The 21,549-nt window shown below is 68.8% G+C and carries 23 protein-coding genes; 16 read left to right on the top strand and 7 right to left on the bottom strand.

What is annotated here, in order from left to right; genetic code table 11:
* From pdxA to SCI24_RS14965, 6 genes are all read left to right on the top strand, one after another.
* A partial coding sequence (pdxA, locus tag SCI24_RS14990) for a 4-hydroxythreonine-4-phosphate dehydrogenase PdxA (protein ID WP_318726141.1) occupies positions 1 to 880 on the top strand: 880 nt, incomplete at its 5' end.
* Between the two features lie 49 nt (positions 881 to 929).
* Positions 930 to 1,748, top strand: a complete 819-nt coding sequence (rsmA, locus tag SCI24_RS14985) for a 16S rRNA (adenine(1518)-N(6)/adenine(1519)-N(6))-dimethyltransferase RsmA (protein WP_318726140.1) — start codon at positions 930 to 932, stop codon at positions 1,746 to 1,748.
* Positions 1,745 to 2,143, top strand: coding sequence for a Co2+/Mg2+ efflux protein ApaG (apaG, locus tag SCI24_RS14980; RefSeq protein ID WP_318726139.1), 399 nt, complete (start codon positions 1,745 to 1,747; stop codon positions 2,141 to 2,143). Before rsmA ends, apaG begins: the two co-directional genes overlap by 4 nt.
* 57 nt (positions 2,144 to 2,200) lie before the next feature.
* Positions 2,201 to 3,025: a symmetrical bis(5'-nucleosyl)-tetraphosphatase gene (locus SCI24_RS14975; protein WP_318726138.1), complete on the top strand. Its 825-nt coding sequence runs from the start codon at positions 2,201 to 2,203 to the stop codon at positions 3,023 to 3,025.
* Positions 3,026 to 3,053: 28 nt separating this feature from the next.
* Positions 3,054 to 3,377 carry a thiosulfate sulfurtransferase GlpE gene (glpE, locus tag SCI24_RS14970; protein ID WP_318726137.1) on the top strand — a complete coding sequence of 108 codons (324 nt, stop codon included), beginning with the start codon at positions 3,054 to 3,056 and terminating at the stop codon, positions 3,375 to 3,377.
* Positions 3,378 to 3,380: 3 nt separating this feature from the next.
* Positions 3,381 to 4,541 carry a polynucleotide adenylyltransferase gene (locus SCI24_RS14965; RefSeq protein WP_318726136.1) on the top strand — a complete coding sequence of 387 codons (1,161 nt, stop codon included), beginning with the start codon at positions 3,381 to 3,383 and terminating at the stop codon, positions 4,539 to 4,541.
* Between the two features lie 3 nt (positions 4,542 to 4,544).
* On the opposite strand, the gene folK is transcribed toward SCI24_RS14965, so the two are convergent.
* Positions 4,545 to 5,063, bottom strand: a complete 519-nt coding sequence (gene folK / locus SCI24_RS14960; protein WP_318726135.1) for a 2-amino-4-hydroxy-6-hydroxymethyldihydropteridine diphosphokinase — start codon at positions 5,061 to 5,063, stop codon at positions 4,545 to 4,547.
* Positions 5,063 to 5,428 carry a dihydroneopterin aldolase gene (gene folB, locus SCI24_RS14955; protein ID WP_318726134.1) on the bottom strand — a complete coding sequence of 122 codons (366 nt, stop codon included), beginning with the start codon at positions 5,426 to 5,428 and terminating at the stop codon, positions 5,063 to 5,065. The genes folK and folB overlap by 1 nt, the downstream gene beginning before the upstream one ends.
* A gap of 345 nt (positions 5,429 to 5,773) precedes the next feature.
* Here folB and plsY point away from each other — a divergent pair, with 345 nt between their 5' ends.
* Positions 5,774 to 6,361, top strand: coding sequence for a glycerol-3-phosphate 1-O-acyltransferase PlsY (plsY, locus tag SCI24_RS14950; RefSeq protein ID WP_412929888.1), 588 nt, complete (start codon positions 5,774 to 5,776; stop codon positions 6,359 to 6,361).
* A gap of 9 nt (positions 6,362 to 6,370) precedes the next feature.
* On the opposite strand, the gene SCI24_RS14945 is transcribed toward plsY, so the two are convergent.
* Together SCI24_RS14945 and tsaD are read right to left on the bottom strand one after the other, a co-directional pair.
* Complete coding sequence (locus tag SCI24_RS14945) at positions 6,371 to 6,517, bottom strand: hypothetical protein (protein WP_318726133.1); 147 nt, start codon at positions 6,515 to 6,517, stop codon at positions 6,371 to 6,373.
* Positions 6,518 to 6,615: 98 nt separating this feature from the next.
* Entirely contained in the window at positions 6,616 to 7,665 is a 1,050-nt protein-coding gene (tsaD, locus tag SCI24_RS14940) for a tRNA (adenosine(37)-N6)-threonylcarbamoyltransferase complex transferase subunit TsaD (protein ID WP_318726132.1), read from the bottom strand.
* Between the two features lie 278 nt (positions 7,666 to 7,943).
* Here tsaD and rpsU point away from each other — a divergent pair, with 278 nt between their 5' ends.
* The 3 genes from rpsU to rpoD all read left to right on the top strand — a co-directional run bounded on the left by rpsU (position 7,944) and on the right by rpoD (position 12,183).
* On the top strand, positions 7,944 to 8,159 hold the full coding sequence (gene rpsU, locus SCI24_RS14935) for a 30S ribosomal protein S21 (RefSeq protein WP_013333229.1): 216 nt from the start codon (positions 7,944 to 7,946) through the stop codon (positions 8,157 to 8,159).
* A gap of 121 nt (positions 8,160 to 8,280) precedes the next feature.
* Positions 8,281 to 10,101 carry a DNA primase gene (gene dnaG, locus SCI24_RS14930; RefSeq protein ID WP_318726131.1) on the top strand — a complete coding sequence of 607 codons (1,821 nt, stop codon included), beginning with the start codon at positions 8,281 to 8,283 and terminating at the stop codon, positions 10,099 to 10,101.
* Positions 10,102 to 10,341: 240 nt separating this feature from the next.
* Entirely contained in the window at positions 10,342 to 12,183 is a 1,842-nt protein-coding gene (gene rpoD / locus SCI24_RS14925; protein ID WP_318726130.1) for an RNA polymerase sigma factor RpoD, read from the top strand.
* An 89-nt stretch (positions 12,184 to 12,272) separates the two neighbouring features.
* Here the strand turns inward: rpoD and SCI24_RS14920 are convergent, their stop codons facing one another.
* Positions 12,273 to 12,929 (bottom strand): hypothetical protein, encoded by a 657-nt coding sequence (locus SCI24_RS14920; protein WP_318726129.1) that lies wholly within the window; start codon positions 12,927 to 12,929, stop codon positions 12,273 to 12,275.
* A 61-nt stretch (positions 12,930 to 12,990) separates the two neighbouring features.
* A complete protein-coding gene (locus SCI24_RS14915; protein ID WP_318726128.1) occupies positions 12,991 to 13,929 on the bottom strand; it encodes a LysR substrate-binding domain-containing protein in 939 nt (312 codons plus the stop codon).
* 167 nt (positions 13,930 to 14,096) lie between these two features.
* On the opposite strand from SCI24_RS14915, the gene SCI24_RS14910 reads away from it, so the two are divergent.
* From SCI24_RS14910 to SCI24_RS14885, 6 genes are all read left to right on the top strand, one after another.
* Entirely contained in the window at positions 14,097 to 15,476 is a 1,380-nt protein-coding gene (locus SCI24_RS14910) for an L-serine ammonia-lyase (RefSeq protein WP_318726127.1), read from the top strand.
* A gap of 324 nt (positions 15,477 to 15,800) precedes the next feature.
* Positions 15,801 to 16,577 carry an ABC transporter ATP-binding protein gene (locus SCI24_RS14905; protein WP_318726126.1) on the top strand — a complete coding sequence of 259 codons (777 nt, stop codon included), beginning with the start codon at positions 15,801 to 15,803 and terminating at the stop codon, positions 16,575 to 16,577.
* On the top strand, positions 16,574 to 17,320 hold the full coding sequence (locus SCI24_RS14900) for an ABC transporter ATP-binding protein (protein ID WP_318726125.1): 747 nt from the start codon (positions 16,574 to 16,576) through the stop codon (positions 17,318 to 17,320). Before SCI24_RS14905 ends, SCI24_RS14900 begins: the two co-directional genes overlap by 4 nt.
* A gap of 92 nt (positions 17,321 to 17,412) precedes the next feature.
* Positions 17,413 to 18,633 (top strand): ABC transporter substrate-binding protein, encoded by a 1,221-nt coding sequence (locus tag SCI24_RS14895; protein WP_318726124.1) that lies wholly within the window; start codon positions 17,413 to 17,415, stop codon positions 18,631 to 18,633.
* A 58-nt stretch (positions 18,634 to 18,691) separates the two neighbouring features.
* Positions 18,692 to 19,579 carry a branched-chain amino acid ABC transporter permease gene (locus SCI24_RS14890; protein ID WP_318726123.1) on the top strand — a complete coding sequence of 296 codons (888 nt, stop codon included), beginning with the start codon at positions 18,692 to 18,694 and terminating at the stop codon, positions 19,577 to 19,579.
* Between the two features lie 4 nt (positions 19,580 to 19,583).
* Positions 19,584 to 20,567, top strand: a complete 984-nt coding sequence (locus SCI24_RS14885; protein WP_318726122.1) for a branched-chain amino acid ABC transporter permease — start codon at positions 19,584 to 19,586, stop codon at positions 20,565 to 20,567.
* 80 nt (positions 20,568 to 20,647) lie between these two features.
* Here SCI24_RS14885 and gfa read toward each other — a convergent pair whose 3' ends face one another.
* Positions 20,648 to 21,358 carry an S-(hydroxymethyl)glutathione synthase gene (gfa, locus tag SCI24_RS14880; protein WP_318726121.1) on the bottom strand — a complete coding sequence of 237 codons (711 nt, stop codon included), beginning with the start codon at positions 21,356 to 21,358 and terminating at the stop codon, positions 20,648 to 20,650.
* Positions 21,359 to 21,549 lie beyond the last annotated feature (191 nt).

Genomic DNA, 21,549 nt, shown 5'->3' with positions numbered 1-21,549 from the left:
GGTGGAGATCCGGCGGCTCGCTCCCGGCGAGCCGCCGCCGGCGCCGCGCCGCGGGGTGCTGCCGGTGTGGTCCGTGGCGCTGCGGGCTCCCTCGCGCCCCGGCCGGCTCGACCCTGCCAATGCCGGCCATGTCCTCGAGACCCTGGACGTGGCGATCGACGCCTGCCGCGCCGGCGCTGCCGATGGGATGGTCACGGCCCCGTTGCACAAGGGCGTGATCCTCGACGCCGGCCATGCCCGCTTCACCGGCCACACCGAGTACCTGCGCGACGCCTGCGGGGTGGAGGAGGTGGTGATGATGCTCGCCACCGACAGCGCCCTGCATGCCCGCGAGGCGGGCTGGCGGGGCGAGGCGGCCCTGAGGGTGGCATTGGCCACCACGCACCTGCCGCTGCGCGAGGTGGCCGACGCCATCACCGTGCCCCGGCTCGAGCGCCTGCTGCGCATCCTCCACGCCGACCTGCAGCGCTGGTTCGGCATCACGGCGCCGCGCATCGCCGTCTGCGGGCTCAATCCCCACGCCGGGGAGGGCGGCCACCTGGGCCGCGAGGAGCTCGACGTGATCATTCCGGCCCTGGAGGGCCTGCGGGCCGAGGGGCTGGCCCTTGACGGGCCCCTGCCCGCCGATACCCTGTTCACCCCGCGCCACCTCGAGGGCGTCGATGCGGTGCTGGCCATGTACCATGACCAGGGGCTGCCGGTGTTGAAGTATGCCGGCTTCGGCCGCGCCGCCAACATCACCCTGGGGCTGCCGCTGGTGCGCACCTCGGTGGACCATGGCACGGCCCTCGACCTGGCCGGCACGGGGCGCGCCGACCTCGGCAGCCTGCGGGTCGCCGTGGCCCTGGCCGCCGAGATGGCGCAGCGCCGGACGGCCTGAGTCGCCGTTCTGACCCTCGAATTCCGTACCATTAGAAGGACGACCCTGAATGGCATCCCGCTCCCCGGTTCACCGGGCCCGCAAGCGCTTCGGCCAGAACTTCCTGCGCGACCCCGGCGTCATCTCGCGCATCGTGCGGGCCATCGGGCCCCGCCCCGGCGACCGGCTGGTGGAGATCGGCCCCGGCCAGGGTGCGCTGACCGAACCGCTGCTCGAGGCGGCCGGCGGCCATCTCGAGGTGATCGAGCTCGACCGGGACCTGATTCCCGGCCTGCGCGTGCAGTTCTTCGACAAGCCCGGCTTCGTCATCCACGAGGGCGACGCCCTGAAGGTGGACTTCCGGGCCCTGAGAGGCGATGGGGCCGCGCTGCGGGTGGTGGGCAACCTGCCCTACAATATCTCCACGCCGCTGATCGTCCACCTGCTGGAAGCCGGCGATGCCGTGGCCGACATGCACTTCATGCTGCAGAAGGAGGTGGTGGAGCGCCTGGCCGCCGTCCCGGGCGGTCCCGACTGGGGGCGCCTCTCGGTGATGGCCCAGTACCACTGCCGGGTCGATGCGCTGTTCACGGTGCCGCCGCAGGCCTTTGTGCCGCGCCCCAGGGTGGAGTCGGCCATCGTGCGCCTCACCCCCCACCACGCCCTGCCGCATCCGGCCCGTGACGAGGGACTGCTCTTCACCCTGGTGCGCGAGGCCTTCGGCCAGCGGCGCAAGACCCTGCGCAACAACCTCAAGGGCCGCATCGACGCCGCGACCCTCGAGGCACTGGAGATCGACCCGGGGCGGCGTCCCCAGACGCTCAGCGTCGAGGAGTTCGTTCGCATCGCCAACCACCTGGCCGCGGCCGGGCAAGGAGAGGCCCCATGACCCTGACCACCCCGGAAGGGCTCGATCATGCCATTCGCGTCGACGTGGCGCCGGATTTCCGCATCGAGGAGTCCGCGCCCGACGAGCAGCGCTTCGTCTTCAGCTACACCGTCACGGTGCACAACACCTCCCGGCACAGCGTGCAGCTGCTCGCCCGCTACTGGAAGATCACCCAGGGCAGCGGCAAGGTGCAGGAGGTACGCGGCAAGGGCGTGGTGGGCCAGCAGCCGCTGATCGGGCCCGGCCAGACCTTCCGCTACACCAGCCGGGCGATCCTCGACGGCCCGGTGGGGGTGATGGAGGGCGCCTATACCTGCGTCGACACCGCCAGCCAGCGTCCCTTCGAGGTGGCCGTCGCCCCCTTCCGGCTGGCCGGACCCAACCAGGTGCACTGACCTAGCCAAACCGACCCTATCTCACCGACCCTACTTAACCGACCCCAGGGAGCCGCGATGACCACCTATGCCATCGGCGATCTGCAGGGCTGTCACGACGAGTTCGTGGCCCTGCTCGAAAAGCTCGACTTCGACCCGCGCCGCGACCACCTCTGGCTGGTTGGCGACCTGGTCAACCGAGGCCCCGGCTCGCTTGCCTGCCTGCGCGAGGTGATGGCGCTGGGCGAATCCGCCACCACCGTGCTGGGCAACCACGACCTGCACCTGCTGGCGGTGGCCCGCGGCGGTGCCCGGGAGAACCGCAAGGACACCCTCTCGGCGATCCTTTCTACCCCGGACCGTGAGCGCCTGCTCGACTGGCTGCAGTCGCGCCCCTTGCTGGTGCGCCGGGGCTCCGAGGTGCAAGGCGATACCGTCATGACCCACGCCGGCCTGCTGCCGCAGTGGTCGGTCGAGCAGGCCGCCGCGCTCGCTGGCGAGGCGCAGTCGCGCCTCGCCAGCGAACGGGCCGGGGCCTTCCTCGAGCAGATGTACGGCAACGCGCCGGCCTGCTGGCGCGACGACCTCGACGGCATCGACCGCCTGCGGATGATCATCAATGTCTTCACGCGCATGCGCTTCATCGATGCCGCGGGGTGTCTCGACTTCGCCGCCAAGGAGGGGCTCGACAGCGCCCCGGCGGGCTTCGCCCCCTGGTTCCAGTTTCCCCGCGACGACGACCCCTGGCTGCTGTTCGGCCACTGGGCCGCGCTGCAGGGCGAGACGCCGGCGAGCCAGGTGCGCGCCGAGGCGCTGGATACCGGCTGCGTCTGGGGCAGCCACCTGACCGCCCTGGACCTCGAGAGCGGCAGGCGCACCAGCGTCCCGAGCCGCCAGCGCTGACTCCCCTTTCCCCGAACACGAGGCTGCCATGACAACCTTCCAGCATCTCGACATCCCGACCCTGGGCGGTTGGCTCGAGGGCGACCAGGCCCTCACCCTGGTCGATATCCGTGACCCGCAGAGCTTCGCGCAGGGCCATATCCCCGGCAGCCGCCGCCTGGACAACGACACGGTGGGCGCCTTCATCGAGGAGGTGTCGCGCGAGCGGCCCCTGGTGGTGGTCTGCTATCACGGCCACTCCAGTCAGCAGGCGGCGGCCTGGTTGGCCGGCCAGGGCTTCCCCGAGGTCTATAGCCTCGATGGCGGCTTCACCGACTGGCAGCTTCGCCACCCCGACCGGGTGGAGCGCTGAGCCATGGCCGAGGCCGAGGACCCACAGCTGCAGGGGCTCGAGGTCTACCGGGTCGGCGGGGCGGTGCGCGACGCCCGGCTGGGCTGGCCGGTCAAGGACACCGACTGGGTGGTGGTGGGGGCGACCCCGGAGGAGATGCGTCGGCGCGGCTTCAAGCCGGTGGGGCGCGACTTCCCGGTCTTCCTGCATCCCGAGAGCCACGAGGAGTTCGCCCTGGCGCGCACCGAGCGCAAGTCCGGTCACGGCTACACCGGCTTCGTGGTCCATGCCAGCCCCGAGGTGACCCTGGAGGAGGACCTGGCGCGCCGTGACCTGACCATCAACGCCATGGCCGAGACCCCGGAGGGCGCGCTGGTGGACCCCCACGGCGGCCTGGCCGACCTGGAGGCGCGCCTGCTGCGCCACGTCTCGCCGGCCTTCGTCGAGGACCCGCTGCGGGTGTTGCGCACGGCGCGCTTCCTCGCCCGCTATGCCGGCCTGGGTTTCGTCATCGCCGAGGAGACGTGGCGGCTGATGCGCGAGCTGGTGGCGAGCGGCGAGCTGGCCCATCTGGTGGCCGAGCGCGTCTGGACCGAGACCGAGAAGGCGCTCTCCGAGCCCTGGCCGGAGGTCTACTTCCAGGTCCTGCACGACTGCGGTGCCCTGGCGGTGCTGATGCCGGAGCTGGCGGCCGACGCGGCGAGCCTCGACGAGGCACTCGGGCGCCTGCACCGCTTGCCGGAGGACATCGAGGCCGAGTCGCAGGCCCGCTGGCGCTGGGCGCGGCTGGTGGAGCACCTGGACGACGAGGACCGCGACGCCCTGGCCGAGCGGCTGCGCCTGCCGCGTGCTCATCGCGAGCTGGCCAGCCAGGCGGCCCGGACCCGCCACCTGCTGGCTCGGGTGGCGCGACACGGCCTGGACGGCGCCCGGGTGATGGCCTGGCTCGACGGGATCGACGCCTGGCGTCGCGGCGACCGGGTGGCGCCGCTGATCAGCCTGGTGAGCCTCGAGGCCCCGGCGCTGGCCGCGGACCTGGCCCTGGCCTGGCGCCTGGCCCGGCAGGTCCTGCCCAAGGTGCTGGTGGCCGAAGGCTACCGGGGGCGGGAGCTGGGCGAGGAGCTGGCGCGGCGGCGCTGGGAGGCCATCGATGGCGCGCTCGCCGGTCCCGAGGGGAAGGCCTGAGGCTCACTCCGGCGAGGAGATGCGCCGGCCCTGCCAGACGAACTCCACCGGCCAGAGGCGCTGCTGGCCGGCCTCGAACTCGTCCCAGTGGGCGCGGTAGCGCCTGCCGGTGAGCGGGTGGCGGGCCTCGGGCAGCAGCTCCGCCAGCGGCTTCAGCACGAAGGCATGGTGGAGGATCTCGTCCCGGGGCAGCTCGACGCCATCGTGGCGACCGGTCAGGTTACCCACGGTGAGCAGGTCGACGTCCAGGGTCCGGGGGCTGAACTTGGGAACGCCCTCGCGGCGGCCATTGGCGAACTCCAGCCGCTTGCACCAGGCCTGCAGCTCGCCCACCGGACGCTCACTGTCGAAGGCCACCACCAGGTTGTAGAAGTTGCGACCGTCCTCGAAGCCCACGGGCTCGCTCTCGAAGACCCGCGAGATGGCAAGCGGGCCGAAGGTCGCGGCCAGGGCATCCAGGCAGGCCCTCACGTGGCGCTCGCGCTCGATGTTGCTGCCGATGCTGACGGTGACCTGGGCCATCAGGCGCCTCCCGTCCGCTGGCCGCGCTCGATGCAGACGCCCACCGCGGCGGCGGCAGGCACGGCACCGGGCTTGCGCACGGTGAGGCGCAGCCAGGGAATGCCGAATTCGACGCGCAGGGTCTCGGCCAGGCGCTCGGCGAAGGTCTCCACCAGGGCGACGTCATGCTCGCCGGCGAAGGCCGCGATGCGCTCGCTGATGGCGGCATAGTTCAGGGTCAGATCGATGTCGTCGCCGGCCGCCGCGGGGCGGATATCGGTGCCCAGCGCCAGGTCGAGCCGCAGCGTCTGGGTGATGGTGCGCTCCCAGTCGTAGACGCCGATCACGGTGTCCACCTCGAGCGCTTCGATCAGCACAAGATCCATCGGGGCTCCCCGGGCCATGGGTGGTCGCGGGCCGGGCGATGTGCCGGCTCCGCCTGCAGGCGCCCGATTGTACGCCAGCGGGGCCTGAGGCGACACCGGCGGAGGGCCGGCCTCAGGGCTATTGCAGTTGGCTTTAGCGAGGGACGCCGGGGGCAGGCCGAAGAGGATGTCCTACGCCAGGGATGGCGTCGGAAGCGCCCATGGAGGGGTTTACAGCGCGTCCTCGTAGGCCTGCCGACGGATCAGCCCCGAGCAGTACGGTTATCTGCGATAGCCCTGGGGCCGGTCTGTCCCGCGCCGCCCATGGCTGGCAGAATCGGGGTTTCACCCTACAGGAGGCCGCCCGTGGAGGCGCCACTCGACCTTATCCTGCCGCTGATGGCGATCGGTTACCTGAGCGGCACCTGGCTCGGTGCGCTGACGGTATGCCGCCTGGCGGGGTTGGGGGACCCGCGGCTGGCCGGCTCCTGCAATCCGGGGTTCTCCAACGTCCTGCGCCTGCACGGTCGTCGCCTGGCCCTGGCCACCCTGGTGGTGGACGTGGCCAAGGGCATGCCGGTGCTGTGGCTGGCCATGTGGCTCGGCCTGCCGCCCTGGGGGCTGGGACTGGTGGGGCTCGGCGTGCTGCTGGGCCACAGCTACCCGGCCTGGCATCGCTTCCGGGGCGGCAAGGGCGTGGCCAGTGCCTTCGGCGTGATGCTGGTACTCACGCCCTGGGTGGCGCTCTGCTGCGCCGCGCTGTGGATGCTGATGGCCTGGCGGGTGCGCACGGCCGCCATCGCCTCCCTGGCGAGTGCCGCCATGGCGCCGCTGGCAAGCCTCTGGCTGGCGCCGGAGTTCGCCGGCGTGGTGATCGTCTTCACGCTGCTGGTGCTGGGGCGCCACGTGCTCAATATCCGCCGCCTGGGGCGCGGCGACGAGCCGCCCCTTTAAGCTTCCAGCTTACGGCTCGCGTAGCGTATCCATCGGCCAGCGCGGCACCGCCTTCATGATGCCGGTCTCGTCGTGCTCGCCGGCCATCAGGCACTGGGCGCTGTAACCTTCAAGGGCGCGATCATGGCCCCGTTCGGAAGCCGGCGGGTGCTTCAAGGATATCCATCGGCCAGCGCTTCACCGCCTTCATGATACCGGTCTCGTCGTGCTCGCCGGCCATCAGGCACTGGGCGCTGTGACCTTCAAGGGCGCGATCATGACTCCGTTCGGAAGCCGGCGGGTGCTTCAAGGGTATCCATCGGCCAGCGCGGCACCGCCTTCATGATGCCGGTCTCGTCGTGCTCGTCGGCCATCAGGCGCTGGGCCCCGACATAGGCGATCATGGCCCCGTTGTCGGTGCAGAAGCGCCCGCGGGGGTAGTAGGCCCGGGCGTCGCGCTTGGCGCACTCCCGCTCCAGGCGCTCGCGCAACCGCACGTTGGCGCTCACGCCGCCGGCGACGACCAGGCGCTTGAGGCCGGTCGCGTCCAGCGCGCGGCGGCACTTGATCACCAGGGTATCGACCACCGCCTCCTCGAAGGCGCGGGCCACGTCGGCCCGCGCCTGGTCATCCAGGCCGCCGGCCTGCTCGAGCTGGCGGATGGCGGTCAGGGTGTGGGTCTTGAGCCCCGAGAAGCTGAAGTCGAGCCCCGGGCGGTCGGTCATCGGCCGCGGGAAACGGAAGCGGCCAGGGTCGCCGGCCTCGGCCAGTTTCGCCACCTGGGGGCCGCCGGGGTAGTCGAGGCCCAGCATCTTGGCCGCCTTGTCGAAGGCTTCGCCGGCGGCGTCGTCAACCGACTCGCCGAGCAGGCGATACTGGCCCAGGCCACGCACCTCGACCAGCTGGGTATGGCCCCCGGAGACCAGCAGGGCCACGAAGGGGAAGTCGGGGGGCGCGTCCTCCAGCATGGGGGCCAGCAGGTGGCCCTCCATGTGGTGGACGCCGAGCACCGGGATCTCCAGCGCCCGGGCCATGCCATGGGCGGTGCTGGCCCCCACCATCAGTGCACCGACCAGCCCGGGGCCGGCGGTGTAGGCGATGGCGTCGAGCTCGCTGCGCGCCAGGCCGGCCTCGTCCAGCACCTGCTGGATCAGCGGCAGCAGGCGGCGGGTATGGTCCCGGGAGGCGAGCTCCGGGACCACGCCGCCGTACTCGGCGTGCATGGCGATCTGGCTGTAGAGGGCGTCGGCCACGAGGCCGCGCCCGGTGTCGAAGAGGGCGACGCCGGTCTCGTCGCAGGAGGTCTCGATGCCCAGTACGCGCATGATGATGGCTCGGTGGTACATGGAAGGTGGCATTCTACGCCTTTTGCCTCGCAGGCGCAGTGCGGACGCAGTGCGGAAACGATTTGCACGCGCTGGATGTGGCGACTAGAATACTGTCCGCTGCAAGACTGGGTCGTGCACCCAGGAGCGGCCTTCCGCCTGACACGCATCGTTCCGGTTCGCCTGGCGATTCCGGCCTTCGTTGCGTGAGGGCGAGTGGTCCTCGCAAGGTGTGCGTACAAACCGAACTCAAGTTACCCAAGGTAGGTGAGTGCTTAATGCCTTCTGTCAAAGTACGTGATAACGAGCCGTTTGACGTCGCGCTGCGTCGCTTCAAGCGTTCCTGTGAAAAAGCCGGTGTTCTCTCGGAAGTGCGTCGTCGCGAGCAGTACGAGAAGCCGACCGCAGAGCGCAAGCGCAAGGCGGCCGCGGCCGTCAAGCGCCATGCCAAGAAGCTTCAGCGTGAGCGCAAGCGTTTCGAACGGCTCTATTGATCCGTACTGGAGTCGGTAGGGGCATCCGGCCCCTGTCGCCTCAAGAGGGACGCCAAGCGGCCGCCTAACGGTGGCCGCTTGTTTTTCGTCGCCTCTCCCGTCCCCCGCAGGGTGCCCGCGCATGTCCGGTCAGATTCCCCAGCGCTTCATCGATGACCTCCTGGCCCGCGTCGACGTGGTCGAGGTGGTCGGCGAGCGCGTGAAACTGAAGAAGGCCGGGCGCAACCATTCGGGCCTCTGCCCCTTCCACCAGGAGAAGTCGCCCTCGTTCACCGTCAGCGCCGACAAGCAGTTCTATCACTGCTTCGGCTGCGGCGCCCACGGCAATGCCCTGCGCTTCCTGATGGAGTACGAGAACCTGCGCTTCCCTGAGGCGGTGGAGCAGCTCGCCGCGCGGCTGGGCATGGAGGTGCCGCGTGAAGGGGCCGACGACCCGCGCGCCCAGGCCCGCGAGCGCAAGCGCAAGGAGGGGGTCAACCTGCTGGAGCTCTCGGCCAGCTACTACCGCGAGCGGCTGAAGATGCCGGAAGGGGAGGGCGCCCGGCGCTACCTGGCCGAGCGCGGGCTGTCGCCGGAGGTCCAGCAGGCCTTCGCCATCGGTTATGCCCCGGCCGGCTGGGAGGCGCTCAAGCGCCACCTCTCCGAACGCGGCATCAGTGAGGCGGTGCAGATCGAGTATGGCCTGCTGGTGCATCGCGAGGAGAGCGGGCGGACCTATGACCGCTTCCGCGACCGGGTGATGTTCCCGATCCGCGATATCCGCGGGCGCACCATTGCCTTCGGCGGTCGGGTGCTGGGCGACGCCAAGCCCAAGTACCTCAACTCGCCCGAGACGCCGGTGTTCCACAAGGGGCGCGAGCTCTACGGCCTCTTCGAGGCCCGGCAGGCCAGTTCGCGGCTCGAGCGGCTGGTGATCGTCGAGGGCTACATGGACGTGGTGGCGCTGGCCCAGTTCGGCATCCGCAATGCCGTGGCCACCCTCGGCACCTCCACCAGCGAGGAGCACCTGGGGCGGCTGTTCCGGATGGTCGGCGAGGTGGTGTTCTGCTTCGACGGCGACCGGGCCGGTCGCCAGGCCGCCGCCCGGGCGCTGCAGACGGTATTGCCGCAGATGATCGACGGGCGCCAGGCACGCTTCATGTTCCTGCCCGAGGGGGAGGACCCCGACACCCTGGTGCGCCGGGAGGGGCCGGAGGCCTTCGAGGATCGCATCACCTGCGCGAGTCCCCTGTCGGAGTTCCTCTTCGATCACGCCGCCGAGGGACGCGACCTGGCGACGATCGAGGCACGCGAGCGCTTCGCCAGCCAGGTGCTCTCGGCGATCGGCAGGTTGCCGGAGGGGGTGCTCAAGTCGCTGCTGCTGACGGAGCTTTCGCGGCGCACCGGCGTCGACCAGTCGCGCTTCGAGGCGCTGGTCACGCCCCGTGAAGCGCCTCAGGCCGAGCCGCCCCTCGCCGCGGAGCCCGGACGCGAGGAGCCACCCAGGCCCGGTTCTCCGCGAGGGGGCGGCGCGGCAGGTGGGGCGCTGGGCCTGATGGGGCGTGTACTGCAGCTGCTGGTCCACGAACCGCGGCTGGTGGAGCGCCTGCCCGAGGAGAGCGACTGGTATCCCGGGGAGGACCCGGAGGCCCGGCTGTGCCGCGAGGTGGAGCGACTGCTACGGGCGGGGCGCTATCGCAGCGCCCAGGTGCTGCTCGCCCACTTTCACGGTACCCCGGAGGGCGAGCGGCTCGCCGAGCTGGCGCGCCGCGAGCTGCTCATTCCGTCGAGCGCCCGGGCCGCCGAGCTGGACGGGCTGGTGGAGCACTTCCGGCGGCATCGCCTCAGGCCGTCGCATCAGGAGGAAGTCGATGCGCTGCTGTCAAAACAGAAGCGGGGAGAGCGGCTGTCGCAGGAGGAGCGCCAGCGCCTGATGGGGCTGCTCACCGAGCTCAAGGGGTGAGGCAAGGCCCCTCCCCGCGGCGGGAAATTGGCGGCGGGGTTGAATTTTCTCCTACTATCACCATATAGAGGGAAGTGCCCGCCAACGGCGCAACCTGACAACCTAACACACCTGAATGACCGCGCAAATACACCGAACTGGCAGAAAGGTGGTTTCACCCGCTATACTGTTCGGCTTATCGAGTTTTCACCGCCTCAGTGCTTCAGGTGCTTCATTCTTCTTCGTCGAGATAGGGTTTCTATGGCTGGAAATGCGCAGCAGCAGTCACGTCTGAAGGAGTTGATCGCGCGCGGCAAGGAACAGGGCTTCCTGACCTATGCCGAGGTCAACGACCACCTTCCCGAGGATATCGCCGACCCGGATCAGGTGGAAGACATCATCGGCATGATCAACGACATGGGCATCAGTGTCGTCGAGGAAGCCCCCGATGAAGACACCCTGATGATGTCGGATCATTCCACGGACGAGTCGGCCGCCGAGGAGGCCGTTGCCGCACTCGCCGCCGTGGAGAGCGACGTCGGCCGCACCACCGACCCCGTGCGCATGTACATGCGCGAGATGGGGACGGTGGAGCTGCTGACCCGCGAGGGCGAGATCGAGATCGCCAAGCGGATCGAGGAGGGCACCCGCGAGGTGATGTCGGCGCTGGCCTACCTGCCCGGTGCCGTGGACTCCATCCTCGACGCCTATGATGCCACCCAGGACGAGGAGGCCCCCGGGCGCCTCTCCGACCTCTTCTCCGGTTTCATCGACCCCGACGAGGGCATTCCCGGCGTGGCCGAGGCGGAGGTGCCCGAGGAGGAGCCCCGCGACGAGGCCGAGGGCGATGCCGACGACGAGGACGGCGAGGCCGAGGAGGAGACGACCGGCGGCCCCGACCCCGAGGAGGCCCGGGCCCGCTTCGAGCAGATCCGCGAGCAGAACGCCGCGGCTCAGGCCGCCATCGAGGCCCATGGCCGCGGCTCCAAGGAGGCCCAGGAGGAGCTGGCGCGTCTCGCCCAGCTGTTCTCGCCGATCAAGCTGGTGCCCAAGCACTTCGAGCGCCTGGTGGGGCAGGTGCGCATCAGCGTCGAGCAGGTGCGCGCCCAGGAAAAGGCGATCATGCAGCTGTGCGTGAAGAAGGCGAAGGTGCCGCGCAAGACCTTCATCAAGGCCTTCCCGGGCAGCGAGTCGAACCCCGAGTGGCTCGACGGGTTCAGTGCCGCCAACCCGAAGTACGCGGCGCGTCTCGAGCCGCTGCGCGGCGACATCCAGCGTGCCCAGCGCAAGATCGCCTTCGAGGAGGAGATGATCCAGCTGCCGGTGACCGAGATCAAGGAGGTCAACCGCCGGCTCTCCATCGGCGAGGCCAAGGCGCGCCGGGCCAAGAAGGAGATGGTCGAGGCCAACCTGCGCCTGGTGATCTCCATCGCCAAGAAGTACACCAACCGCGGCCTGCAGTTCCTGGACCTGATCCAGGAGGGCAACATCGGCCTGATGAAGGCGGTGGACAAGTTCGAGTACCGTCGCGGCTACAAGTTCTCCACCTATGCCACCTGGTGGATCCGTCAGGCGATCACCCGCTCGATCGCCGACCAGGCGCGCACCATCCGCATCCCGGTGCACATGATCGAGACCATCAACAAGCTCAATCGTGTTTCCCGCCAGATGCTGCAGGAGATGGGCCGCGAGCCGACCCCGGAAGAGCTCGGTGAGCGCCTCGAGATGCCCGAGGACAAGGTGCGCAAGGTGCTCAAGATCGCCAAGGAGCCGATCTCCATGGAGACGCCCATCGGCGACGACGACGACTCGCACCTGGGCGACTTCATCGAGGACGGCACCATCCTGCTGCCCATCGACTCGGCGACCGGCGAGGGGCTGATCGAGGCGACCCGCAACGTGCTCGGCGGCCTCACCGCCCGCGAGGCCAAGGTGCTGCGCATGCGCTTCGGCATCGACATGAACACCGACCACACCCTCGAGGAGGTCGGCAAGCAGTTCGACGTCACCCGCGAGCGGATCCGCCAGATCGAGGCCAAGGCGCTGCGCAAGCTTCGCCACCCCAGCCGCTCCGAGCCGCTGCGCTCCTTCCTCGACGAGTAGTCGCCGGGAAGGAGGGAAGGACATCGTGCCCGCCCCAACGACAAGCCCCGCAGGCATCGCCTGCGGGGCTTGTTGCATTCGGGGGGCGGTCAGCCGGCGCGACGCGCCAGGGACCAGCGGCGTGCCAGCAGGGCCAGTTCGATCATGGCGATGAGGATCAGCGCATAGCCGAAGAGCTCCACCACCTCCTCGGCGGCATCCTTGAAGGTGCGCGCATAGTCCTCGCGCAGGATCGCCTGCCACATCTCGCTGCGCCCATAGAGTCGCGAGAAGACATAGGTGGTCAGGAAGCCGGCAGCGAACAGGCCGAAGGAGAGGCTGTTGGCGTAGCCCGCGAACTGTGCCGCGAATTCGCGGCGGTGGCGGATCACGCCGTAGAGGCTCGGCAGGATGATCAGCGCCACCAGCAGCTGCCAGGCGCCGTCGAAGACGCGGGCATCCAGCAGGGCGTCCTGCTCGCGCACCAGGGAACTGGCCACGAAGGCGAGCAGCAGCAGGCTCACCTGCGGCAGCTCGCGCAGTCCGACCCTCACGTAGAGCAGCAGCAGCGTCGCGAGCGCCAGCATGCCGCTCTGGGCAAGCTCGGTGAAGCCCCGTTCCGAGAAGTGGTGCAAGGGCTGGTAGAGGGCCTCGTAGTAGATGCCCTGGGCGATGCCGGCGACCAGCAGGATATAGAGGCTGGCCCTCAGGCAGGTGGCGGCGAAGCCGATCGGCATGGGGCGGTCGGGGGGCAGGCGGGGAGGCATCGCGAGTCCATTCAGGCAGGTCATCAGGGTTGGCTATTCTACCGTCCCGTCCCTCGCGTGCCTACTCGACCGGCAGGCCTGCCGGGGCGGCGCGGCGGGCCTCCTCGACGATCCAGTCGTGCACCGCGGCTACCCGGCGGTCGTCCAGGGCGCCCGGCGCATGCACGATGCCGTAGCGCATGCCGGTGGGCACGCGCTGCGCGAAGGGGGCGATCAGCGCGCCGCTCTCCAGCTCGCCGCGGATCAGGGTCTGGCGGGCAATGGCGACCCCCATGCCGGCGATGGCCGCCTCCATGGTCAGGTGGTTGCGGTTGAAGGTGTAGCCCCGGCGCAGGTTGAGGGGCGGGGCCGCGATGGCCTCCAGGTAGCGCTCCCACTCGGCGTGCTCGTGGCTGCCGCGCCAGGCGGTGACGTCGTGGAGTAGCGGGTACCAGGCGAGGTCGGCGGGGTGGCGAAGGGGCGGGCGGCCCCGCAGCAGGGCCGGGGCACAGACCGGGAAGATGTGCTCCTCCATCAGCGGCGTGATGGAGAGCCCCGGCGCCTGGCCGTCGTTGAGGTCGAGGGCCAGGTCGAAGTCACCGTCGCGCAGCGAAAGGCTGCTGTCCTCGGCCCTGACATGCAGCTCGATGTCGGGAAAGCGCGCCTGCAGCCGGGGCAGGCGCGGCATCAGCCACTTGTGCAGGAAGGAGGGCACCGAGCGCAGGCGGATCACCCCGCTCATCACCCCGCTGCGCAGTCGCCGCACCTCGAGGCCCACGGCCTGGTAGGCCTCGTCCACCACCGCGGCCAGCCGGCGGCCCTCCTCGGTCAGCTCCAGCCGCCGGGGCAGGCGACGGAACAGCTTGAAGCCCAGGCGCTCCTCGAGCTGCTTGATCTGCTGGCTCACCGCGCCGGTGGTGACGTGCAGCTCCTCCGCCGCCCGGGTGAAGGAGAGGTGGCGGGCGCTGATGGCGAAGACCTTCAGCCAGGCATGGGTCTGGGCGTGCAGGAGTCGGCTCATGGTTTAGCTGGGCTATACTGGGGGCGAGATATTCTGGCTTGCTGCCGGGGTGATGCGGCACCAGCATAGAGGCAACGTCAACCCAAGGCCAGAAACGTTCAGTAGCGCTGAACCCGGAGGCTTCAGGCTCCGCCCCGGCCACCCTGTCAGTCACGCGAGGTTCTTCCATGGCAATCAGCGTCTTCGACCTGTTCAAGATCGGCATCGGGCCCTCGAGCTCCCACACCGTGGGGCCGATGGCAGCGGCTCATGACTTCGTCCAGGTGCTGAAGCGTCGCGATCTGCTGGAGCGGGTGACGCGCCTGGAGATTCACCTGCATGGCTCGCTCTCCGCCACCGGCAAGGGCCACGGCACCGACCGGGCCGTGGTGATGGGGCTGATGGGCGAGCATCCGTCGCACATCGACCCGGCCATCGTCGCCCCGCGCATCGAGGCGCTGCTCGAGTCACGGACCCTGCACCTCGACGGCCACCAGGCGATTCCCTTCCACTGGAGCCGGGACCTGCAGTGGCACGACGAGAGCCTGCCCTACCATCCCAACGCCCTGACCCTGGTCGCCCACGGGCATGCGGAGACGCTCTATCGCAACGTCTACTACTCCGTGGGAGGCGGCTTCGTGGTCGACGAGGCCCAGGCACGCTCCGGCGAGCTGGACAGCGACACCACGGCGCTGCCCTATGACTTCCATTCCGCCGCCGAGCTGATGGCGCTGTGCCGCATGCATGGCCTGCGCATCAGCGAGCTGATGATGGAGAACGAGAAGGCCTGGCGTAGCGAGGCCGAGGTGCGCGCGGGCCTGTGGGAGATCTGGCAGGCCATGCAGGCCTGCGTGCAGACCGGGCTCGCCGCCGAGGGCGTGCTCCCCGGGGGGCTCGAGGTCCGTCGTCGGGCGGCCTCGCTGCACCGTCGGCTGCTGGCCATGGACGGCGATGACAGCCTGATCGCCTCGACCTTCTCGGCCATGGACTGGGTCAACGTCTTCGCCCTGGCGGTGAACGAGGAGAATGCCGCCGGCGGCCGCATGGTCACGGCGCCCACCAACGGGGCGGCGGGGATCATCCCGGCGGTGCTGCACTACTACATGAAGTTCCAGCCACAAGCCTGCGAGCGGGAGGTGGTCGACTTCCTGCTCACCGCCGGCGCCGTGGGCATCCTGTGCAAGAAGAATGCCTCCATCTCCGGCGCCGAGGTGGGCTGCCAGGGCGAGGTCGGCTCGGCCTGCGCCATGGCCGCCGCCGGCCTCGCCGAGGTGATGGGCGGCAGCGTGGGCCAGGTCGAGAATGCCGCCGAGATCGGCCTCGAGCACAACCTGGGGCTGACCTGCGACCCGATCGGCGGCCTGGTGCAGGTGCCCTGCATCGAGCGCAACGCCATCGCCTCGGTCAAGGCCATCAATGCCGCACGCATGGCCCTGCGCGGCGACGGCGAGCACTTCGTCTCCCTGGACCACGTGATCCGCACCATGCGCGACACCGGCGCCGACATGCAGGAGAAGTACAAGGAGACCTCCCGCGGCGGCCTGGCCGTCAATGCCATCGAGTGCTGACGGCCACTCGGCAGCAGCGGCCTCGAGCCACAGCAGACGCGATGTCCCGCAAGGGGCATCGCGTCTTTTTTTGCCCGACATGGTTTGCAAGCTATTGATCCCGCGGGCGTCTACACCATTGGTCGAGTTCGGTGCTTCTCCTATTGCCGTACCGTGGTCAGTCCTCTAGCTTACGTTAACGTAAAGTGCAGAGTGTTCTCCGGAGCCGCCTGAAAGTGTCACCCAGGCCCTCGATGCCGGAACCGCCACAACCACAACAGCGGCCGACAACAACGACAACAGCATCCACGGCGGATCGCCCGAGCGATCCAGAGAGGACGAACCATGACCCAGGAGTTCATACTGGAAACTCGCGGGTTGACCAAGGAGTTTCGCGGCTTCACCGCCGTGGACGACGTCAACCTGCAGGTCCAGGAGGGGCACATCCACGCCCTGATCGGCCCCAACGGGGCCGGCAAGACCACCGTCTTCAACCTGCTCACCAAGTTCCTGCCGCCGACTCGCGGCGAGATCCTCTATCGCGGCAAGCCGATCACCGGCATGAAGGCCAACGAGATCGCCCGGCTGGGCCTGGTGCGCTCCTTCCAGATCTCGGCGGTGTTCGCCCACATGACCGCCATGGAGAACGTGCGGGTGGCGCTGCAGCGCAAGCTGGGCACCTCCTTCCACTTCTGGAAATCCGAGAAGAGCCTCGAGCACCTCAACGAGCGGGCCCTGGAGCTGCTCGACGAGGTGGGCCTGCGCGAGTACGCCGACGTGCTCACCGTGGAGATGCCCTACGGGCGCAAGCGGGCGCTGGAGGTGGCCACCACCCTGGCGCTGGAGCCCACCCTGATGCTGCTCGACGAGCCCACCCAGGGCATGGGCGCCGAGGACGTCGACCGCATCGTCGAGCTGATCCGCCGGGTCTCCAAGGGCCGTACCGTGCTGATGGTGGAGCACAACCTCAGCGTGGTCAGCCGGCTGTGCGACCGCATCACCGTGCTGGCTCGCGGCAGCGTGCTGGCCGAGGGCGACTACCAGGCGGTCTCGCGCGACCCCCAGGTGCGCGAGGCCTACATGGGCAGCGATGCCGCGGCGGAAGAGGGGGCCAGCGCATGAGCCAGGCAGCCGAGAAAGTCACCGACTACCACGACCTGGACGGTGCCGAGATGCTGCGGGTCAGCGACCTGCACGCCTTCTACGGCGAGTCGCATATCCTCCACGGCGTCGACTTCGACGTGAAGCGCGGCGAACTGGTGACCCTGCTGGGGCGCAACGGCGCCGGGCGCAGCACCACCCTCAAGGCGATCATGAACATGGTCGGCCACCGCACCGGGTCGATCGTCATCAACGGCACCGAGACCCTGGCCATGAAGCCGCACCGCATCCCGCGGCTGGGCATCGGCTACTGCCCCGAGGAGCGCGGCATCTTCGCCAGCCTCGACGTCGAGGAGAACCTGCTGCTGCCGCCCACGGTGCGCAGCGGCGGGATGGGGATCGACGAGATCTACGCGATGTTCCCCAACCTCTTCGAGCGGCGCCACAGCCAGGGCACCCGGCTTTCCGGGGGTGAGCAGCAGATGCTGGCCATGGCGCGCATCCTGCGCACCGGGGCGCGACTGCTGCTGCTCGACGAGATCACCGAGGGGCTCGCCCCGGTCATCGTCCAGGCGCTGGGCGAGGTGCTGGTCAAGCTCAAGGAGCGCGGCATGACCATCGTGCTGGTGGAGCAGAACTTCCGCTTCGCCGCACCGCTGGCCGACCGCCACTTCGTGATGGAGCACGGCCGCATCATCGAGGAGATCAGTGCCGCCGAGCTGCCCTCGCGGCGCGAGCACCTCAATTCCCTGCTGGGGGTCTGACGGCCTGCCGTCCTCCCTGCAGTTCATCCACCGCAATGCAATCCGCATCGACAACAACAAGCGGCCCCACCCGGGGCCACGGAGATGACATCATGACCTTCAACAGGAAGACGCTTGCCAGCAGCATCGCCCTCGCCGCCGCCACCCTGATGGCCAGTGGCGCCCAGGCCCAGATGAGCGACAGCGAGGTGCGTATCGGCTACCTGGCCGACATGTCCGGCACCTACCGCGACCTCGCCGGCCCCGGCGGCCTGGCCGCGCTGGAAATGGCCGTGGAGGACTTCGGCGGCGAGGTGAACGGCGCGCCGATCGAGGTCTTCAGCGCCGATGATCGCAACAGCGCCGACGTGGGCGCCAACACCGTTCGCGAGTGGTTCGACACTCGCAGCGTCGACCTGGTCGCCGGCCTCGTCGCCTCCTCGGTGACCATTGCCGCGACCAAGGTGATCGAGGAGAACGACGGCCTGGGCATCGTCTCCGGCTCCGCGGCTTCCAGCATCACCAACGAGCACTGCACGCCCAACCACATCCACTGGGTCTACGACACCTACCCGCTGGCCAACGGTACGGCCAAGGCAGTGGTGGAGCAGGGCGGCGACACCTGGTTCATGCTCACCGCCGACTACGCCTTCGGTCATGCCCTCGAGGGCGACGTGACCAAGGTGGTGGAGGAGAACGGCGGCGAGATCGTCGGCGGCGTGCGACACCCCTTCCCGACCAGCGACTTCTCGTCCTACATCCTCCAGGCCCAGGGCTCCGGCGCCAAGATCGTCGGCCTGGCCAACGCCGGTGCCGATACCGTCAATGCCATCTCCACCGCCAGCCAGTTCGGCCTGACCCAGTCCGGCCAGCAGCTTGCCGGTCTGCTGATCTTCCTCAACGACGTCCACGCCATGGGGCTCGAGGACACCCAGAACCTGCTGCTCACCACCGGCTGGTACTGGAACATGGATGACCAGGCACGCGAGTGGGCCGACCGCTACTTCGAGCGGGTGGGCAAGCGTCCGACCATGGTCCAGGCCGGCATCTACTCCAGCACCATGCACTACCTGGAGACCGTGGCCGAGGCGGGGACCGACGATCCCGAGACCATCCGTGCGGCCATGGCCGAGCGCCCGGTGGAAGACTTCTTCTCGCGCAATGGCCGCATCCGCGAGGATGGCCGCATGGTCCACGACATGTACCTGGCGCGGGTGAAGACCCCGGAGGAGTCTACCGGCGAGTGGGATCTCTACGAGATCCTCGCCACCATCCCCGCCGAGGAGGCCTACCGCCCGCTCTCCGAGAGCCAGTGCGACCTGGTCAACAACTGAGCACGGCCGGAACCGGCGGCGGCCTCGGCCGCCGCCCCTCTGACGGGAGGTCCATGACATGACAATGATTTTCGGGGTGCCGCTGATGGTGTTCATGGGCCAGCTGATGCTGGGCCTGATCAACGGCGCCTTCTATGCCCTGCTCAGCCTGGGGCTGGCGGTGATCTTTGGCCTGCTGAAGATTGTCAACTTCGCCCACGGCGCGATGTACATGCTGGGCGCTTTCGCCACCCTGCTGGGCCTGCAGTACCTGGGGCTCAACTACTGGGTGGCACTACTGCTCGTCCCGCTGGTGGTGGGAGGGCTGGGCATGGTGATCGAGCGCCTGATCCTGCGGCGTATCGCCCACCTCGACCATCTCTACGGGCTGCTGCTCACCTTCGGTCTGGCACTGATCTTCGAGGGCACCCTGATCAACTTCTTCGGCGTCTCGGGCTCGAGCTACCCGACGCCCGCGGCCCTGCAGGGCGGGATGAACCTGGGCTTCATGTTCCTGCCCACCTACCGCGCCTGGGTGCTGGTGGCGGCGCTGGTGGTCTGCCTGGGCACCTGGTTCATCATCGAGCGCACCCGTCTCGGTGCCTACCTGCGCGCCGGCACCGAGAACCCGGCGTTGATGCAGGCCTTCGGGGTCAACGTGCCCCAGCTGATCACCCTGACCTACGGCTTCGGCGTGGCCCTGGCCGCCTTCGCCGGGGTGCTGGCTGCGCCACTCTACCCGGTGTCACCGACCATGGGGTCGAGCCTTTTGATCGTGGTCTTCGCCGTGGTGGTGATCGGCGGCATGGGCTCGATCCTCGGCGCCGTCATCACTGGCCTGGCCATGGGCCTGATCGAGGGCCTCACCAAGGTCTACTACCCCGAGGCGGCCAACACCGTGATCTTCCTGGTGATGATCCTGGTGCTGCTGCTGCGCCCCGCGGGACTCTTCGGCAAGGAGGCATGACGTGATGGCCACGACCCAACACCTGACCCCCGCGATGCAGCGTCAGCGCAATGCCCGGCTGCGCCGCAATGGCCTCTACCTGGTCCTGATCGTGATCGGCCTGCTGGCGCCGCTTGCCATCTACCCGGTGTTCCTGATGAAGGTGCTGTGCTTCGCGCTGTTCGCCTGCGCCTTCAACCTGCTGCTCGGCTATGCCGGCCTGCTCTCCTTCGGGCACGCCGCCTTCCTGGCCACCGGCGGCTACTTCACCGGCATCATGCTGGCCAGCTACCCGGGGCTGACCCCGGAACTCGGGATCCTGATCGGCACCTTCGCCGCCGTGGTGCTCGGCACCTTCTTCGGGGTGCTGTCGATCCGCCGCCAGGGGATCTACTTCGCCATGGTGACCCTGGCGCTGGCGCAGATGATGTTCTTCTTCTTCATCCAGGCGCCCTTCACCGGCGGTGAGGATGGCCTGCACGGCGTGCCGCGGGGTGAGCTGTTCGGGCTGATCAGCCTCGCCGACAACCTCAACATGTACTACTTCGTGTTCGCGGTCTTCGTGATCGGTTTCGCCATCATCCAGCGCGCCGTTCACTCGCCCTTCGGCCAGGTGCTCAAGGCGATCCGTGAGAACGAGCCGCGGGCCGTCTCGCTGGGTTACAACGTGGATGCCTACAAGCTGGTGGCCTTCGTGCTCTCCGCGGGCCTGGCGGGCCTGGCGGGCTCGACCAAGACGGTGGTCTTCCAGCTCGCCTCGCTCACCGACGCCCACTGGCACATGTCCGGCGAGGTAATCCTGATGACCCTGCTGGGCGGTGTCGGCACCCTGTTCGGCCCCGTGGTGGGCGCCGGACTGGTGGTCAGCCTGCAGACCCAGCTCGCCCAGTCGCCGCTGGGCAACTGGGTGAGCGTGATCCTCGGCCTGATCTTCGTGATCTGCGTGCTGAGCTTTCGCAGCGGCATCGTCGGCGAGATCCAGAAGATGGTGAAGAAGAACTTCAAGTAAAGTCGAGCGGCCGGAACGCCATCGGGCGCCCCAAGGGGCGCCCGATGGCGTTGGTGCCTGTCACGCCGCGATGCTCGGGGTTACAGCACGCCCTTGGCCTTGGCCGTATGGATGGCGATGGCATCCATCAGCGGAGGCGACAGGCAGTCGTAGGGCTCCAGACTCAACTCCTTGAGCCGGCCGCGGACCTTGTCCATGTTGTCCGGGTTGGCGCCCGACTCGATGATCGATGAGACGAAGGCAGCGAACTCCGGCGCCGCCCAGCCCGTGTCGTCGGAGAGTTCCGTGTGGATGAAGTCCAGGCCGTGGAAGGGATGGTCGGTATTCTCGATGCGGCCGAACATGTGGACGCCGCACTCCTTGCAGGCATGGCGCTGGATGGCGGCCGAGGGATCGACGACCTCCAGCTTGTGCTCGTTGGCCGTGACGCTGAGGCTTTCGCGGGGCACCACGGCGACCATCGAGAAGAGGGCCCCTTCGGGTTTCCAGCACTTGGTGCAACCGCACACATGGTTGTGGGCGCACTGTGCCTTGACGGTCACCTCCACGGGATTGTCGGAACAGTGGCAATGCAGGGTGCCGCCGTTGAAGCTGTCGCTGCCGGCACGCACACCGCTGTCCACGGCGGGATGGATCCTGATGTCGCTCATGGTGGTGGCTCCCTGGGTGGTGGCTGCTGCGGAGGATGTCGCTGCGGGTGATTCGGGTCGGTCACGGCCCTGCTGGGGCGCTGTCGAGGATGTCGCCCCCTGGCCGCCGAACCAGCGCTTCAGGGTGTCCATCAGGCTCATGGGCTTCCGCTCCTCTTGTAGTCTTGTCAGCATGGCGATCACCTGCGTCGTAATGGGGGCCAGGCGGTACCTGTCGGTCACGCTGCCCCGGTAGCGAAGCCTCAGTAGTGAAGCACGGTGCGGATGCTCTCGCCCCGGTGCAGCAGCTCGAAGGCCTCGTTGATCTTCTCGAAGGGCATGTCGTGGGTGAT

The organism is Halomonas sp. (assembly GCF_033549285.1).
GTDB lineage: Bacteria > Pseudomonadota > Gammaproteobacteria > Pseudomonadales > Halomonadaceae > Halomonas.
The sequence above is the reverse complement of the archived record's forward strand: the minus strand, read 5'-3'. Positions and strand labels throughout refer to the sequence as shown.

Bases quoted from the DNA above. Each gene is read 5' to 3' on its own strand.
- SCI24_RS14910 (WP_318726127.1), top strand. From the start codon at position 14,097: ATGGCAATCAGCGTCTTCGACCTGTTCAAGATCGGCATCGGGCCCTCG.
- apaG (WP_318726139.1), top strand. From the start codon at position 1,745: ATGACCCTGACCACCCCGGAAGGGCTCGATCATGCCATTCGCGTCGAC.
- folB (WP_318726134.1), bottom strand. From the start codon at position 5,428: ATGGATCTTGTGCTGATCGAAGCGCTCGAGGTGGACACCGTGATCGGC.
- SCI24_RS14905 (WP_318726126.1), top strand. From the start codon at position 15,801: ATGACCCAGGAGTTCATACTGGAAACTCGCGGGTTGACCAAGGAGTTT.
- folK (WP_318726135.1), bottom strand. From the start codon at position 5,063: ATGGCCCAGGTCACCGTCAGCATCGGCAGCAACATCGAGCGCGAGCGC.
- SCI24_RS14965 (WP_318726136.1), top strand. From the start codon at position 3,381: ATGGCCGAGGCCGAGGACCCACAGCTGCAGGGGCTCGAGGTCTACCGG.
- SCI24_RS14900 (WP_318726125.1), top strand. From the start codon at position 16,574: ATGAGCCAGGCAGCCGAGAAAGTCACCGACTACCACGACCTGGACGGT.
- tsaD (WP_318726132.1), bottom strand. From the start codon at position 7,665: ATGCGCGTACTGGGCATCGAGACCTCCTGCGACGAGACCGGCGTCGCC.
- rsmA (WP_318726140.1), top strand. From the start codon at position 930: ATGGCATCCCGCTCCCCGGTTCACCGGGCCCGCAAGCGCTTCGGCCAG.
- glpE (WP_318726137.1), top strand. From the start codon at position 3,054: ATGACAACCTTCCAGCATCTCGACATCCCGACCCTGGGCGGTTGGCTC.
- rpoD (WP_318726130.1), top strand. From the start codon at position 10,342: ATGGCTGGAAATGCGCAGCAGCAGTCACGTCTGAAGGAGTTGATCGCG.
- dnaG (WP_318726131.1), top strand. From the start codon at position 8,281: ATGTCCGGTCAGATTCCCCAGCGCTTCATCGATGACCTCCTGGCCCGC.
- SCI24_RS14920 (WP_318726129.1), bottom strand. From the start codon at position 12,929: ATGCCTCCCCGCCTGCCCCCCGACCGCCCCATGCCGATCGGCTTCGCC.
- SCI24_RS14975 (WP_318726138.1), top strand. From the start codon at position 2,201: ATGACCACCTATGCCATCGGCGATCTGCAGGGCTGTCACGACGAGTTC.
- gfa (WP_318726121.1), bottom strand. From the start codon at position 21,358: ATGAGCCTGATGGACACCCTGAAGCGCTGGTTCGGCGGCCAGGGGGCG.
- SCI24_RS14915 (WP_318726128.1), bottom strand. From the start codon at position 13,929: ATGAGCCGACTCCTGCACGCCCAGACCCATGCCTGGCTGAAGGTCTTC.
- SCI24_RS14895 (WP_318726124.1), top strand. From the start codon at position 17,413: ATGACCTTCAACAGGAAGACGCTTGCCAGCAGCATCGCCCTCGCCGCC.
- rpsU (WP_013333229.1), top strand. From the start codon at position 7,944: ATGCCTTCTGTCAAAGTACGTGATAACGAGCCGTTTGACGTCGCGCTG.
- SCI24_RS14890 (WP_318726123.1), top strand. From the start codon at position 18,692: ATGACAATGATTTTCGGGGTGCCGCTGATGGTGTTCATGGGCCAGCTG.
- SCI24_RS14885 (WP_318726122.1), top strand. From the start codon at position 19,584: ATGGCCACGACCCAACACCTGACCCCCGCGATGCAGCGTCAGCGCAAT.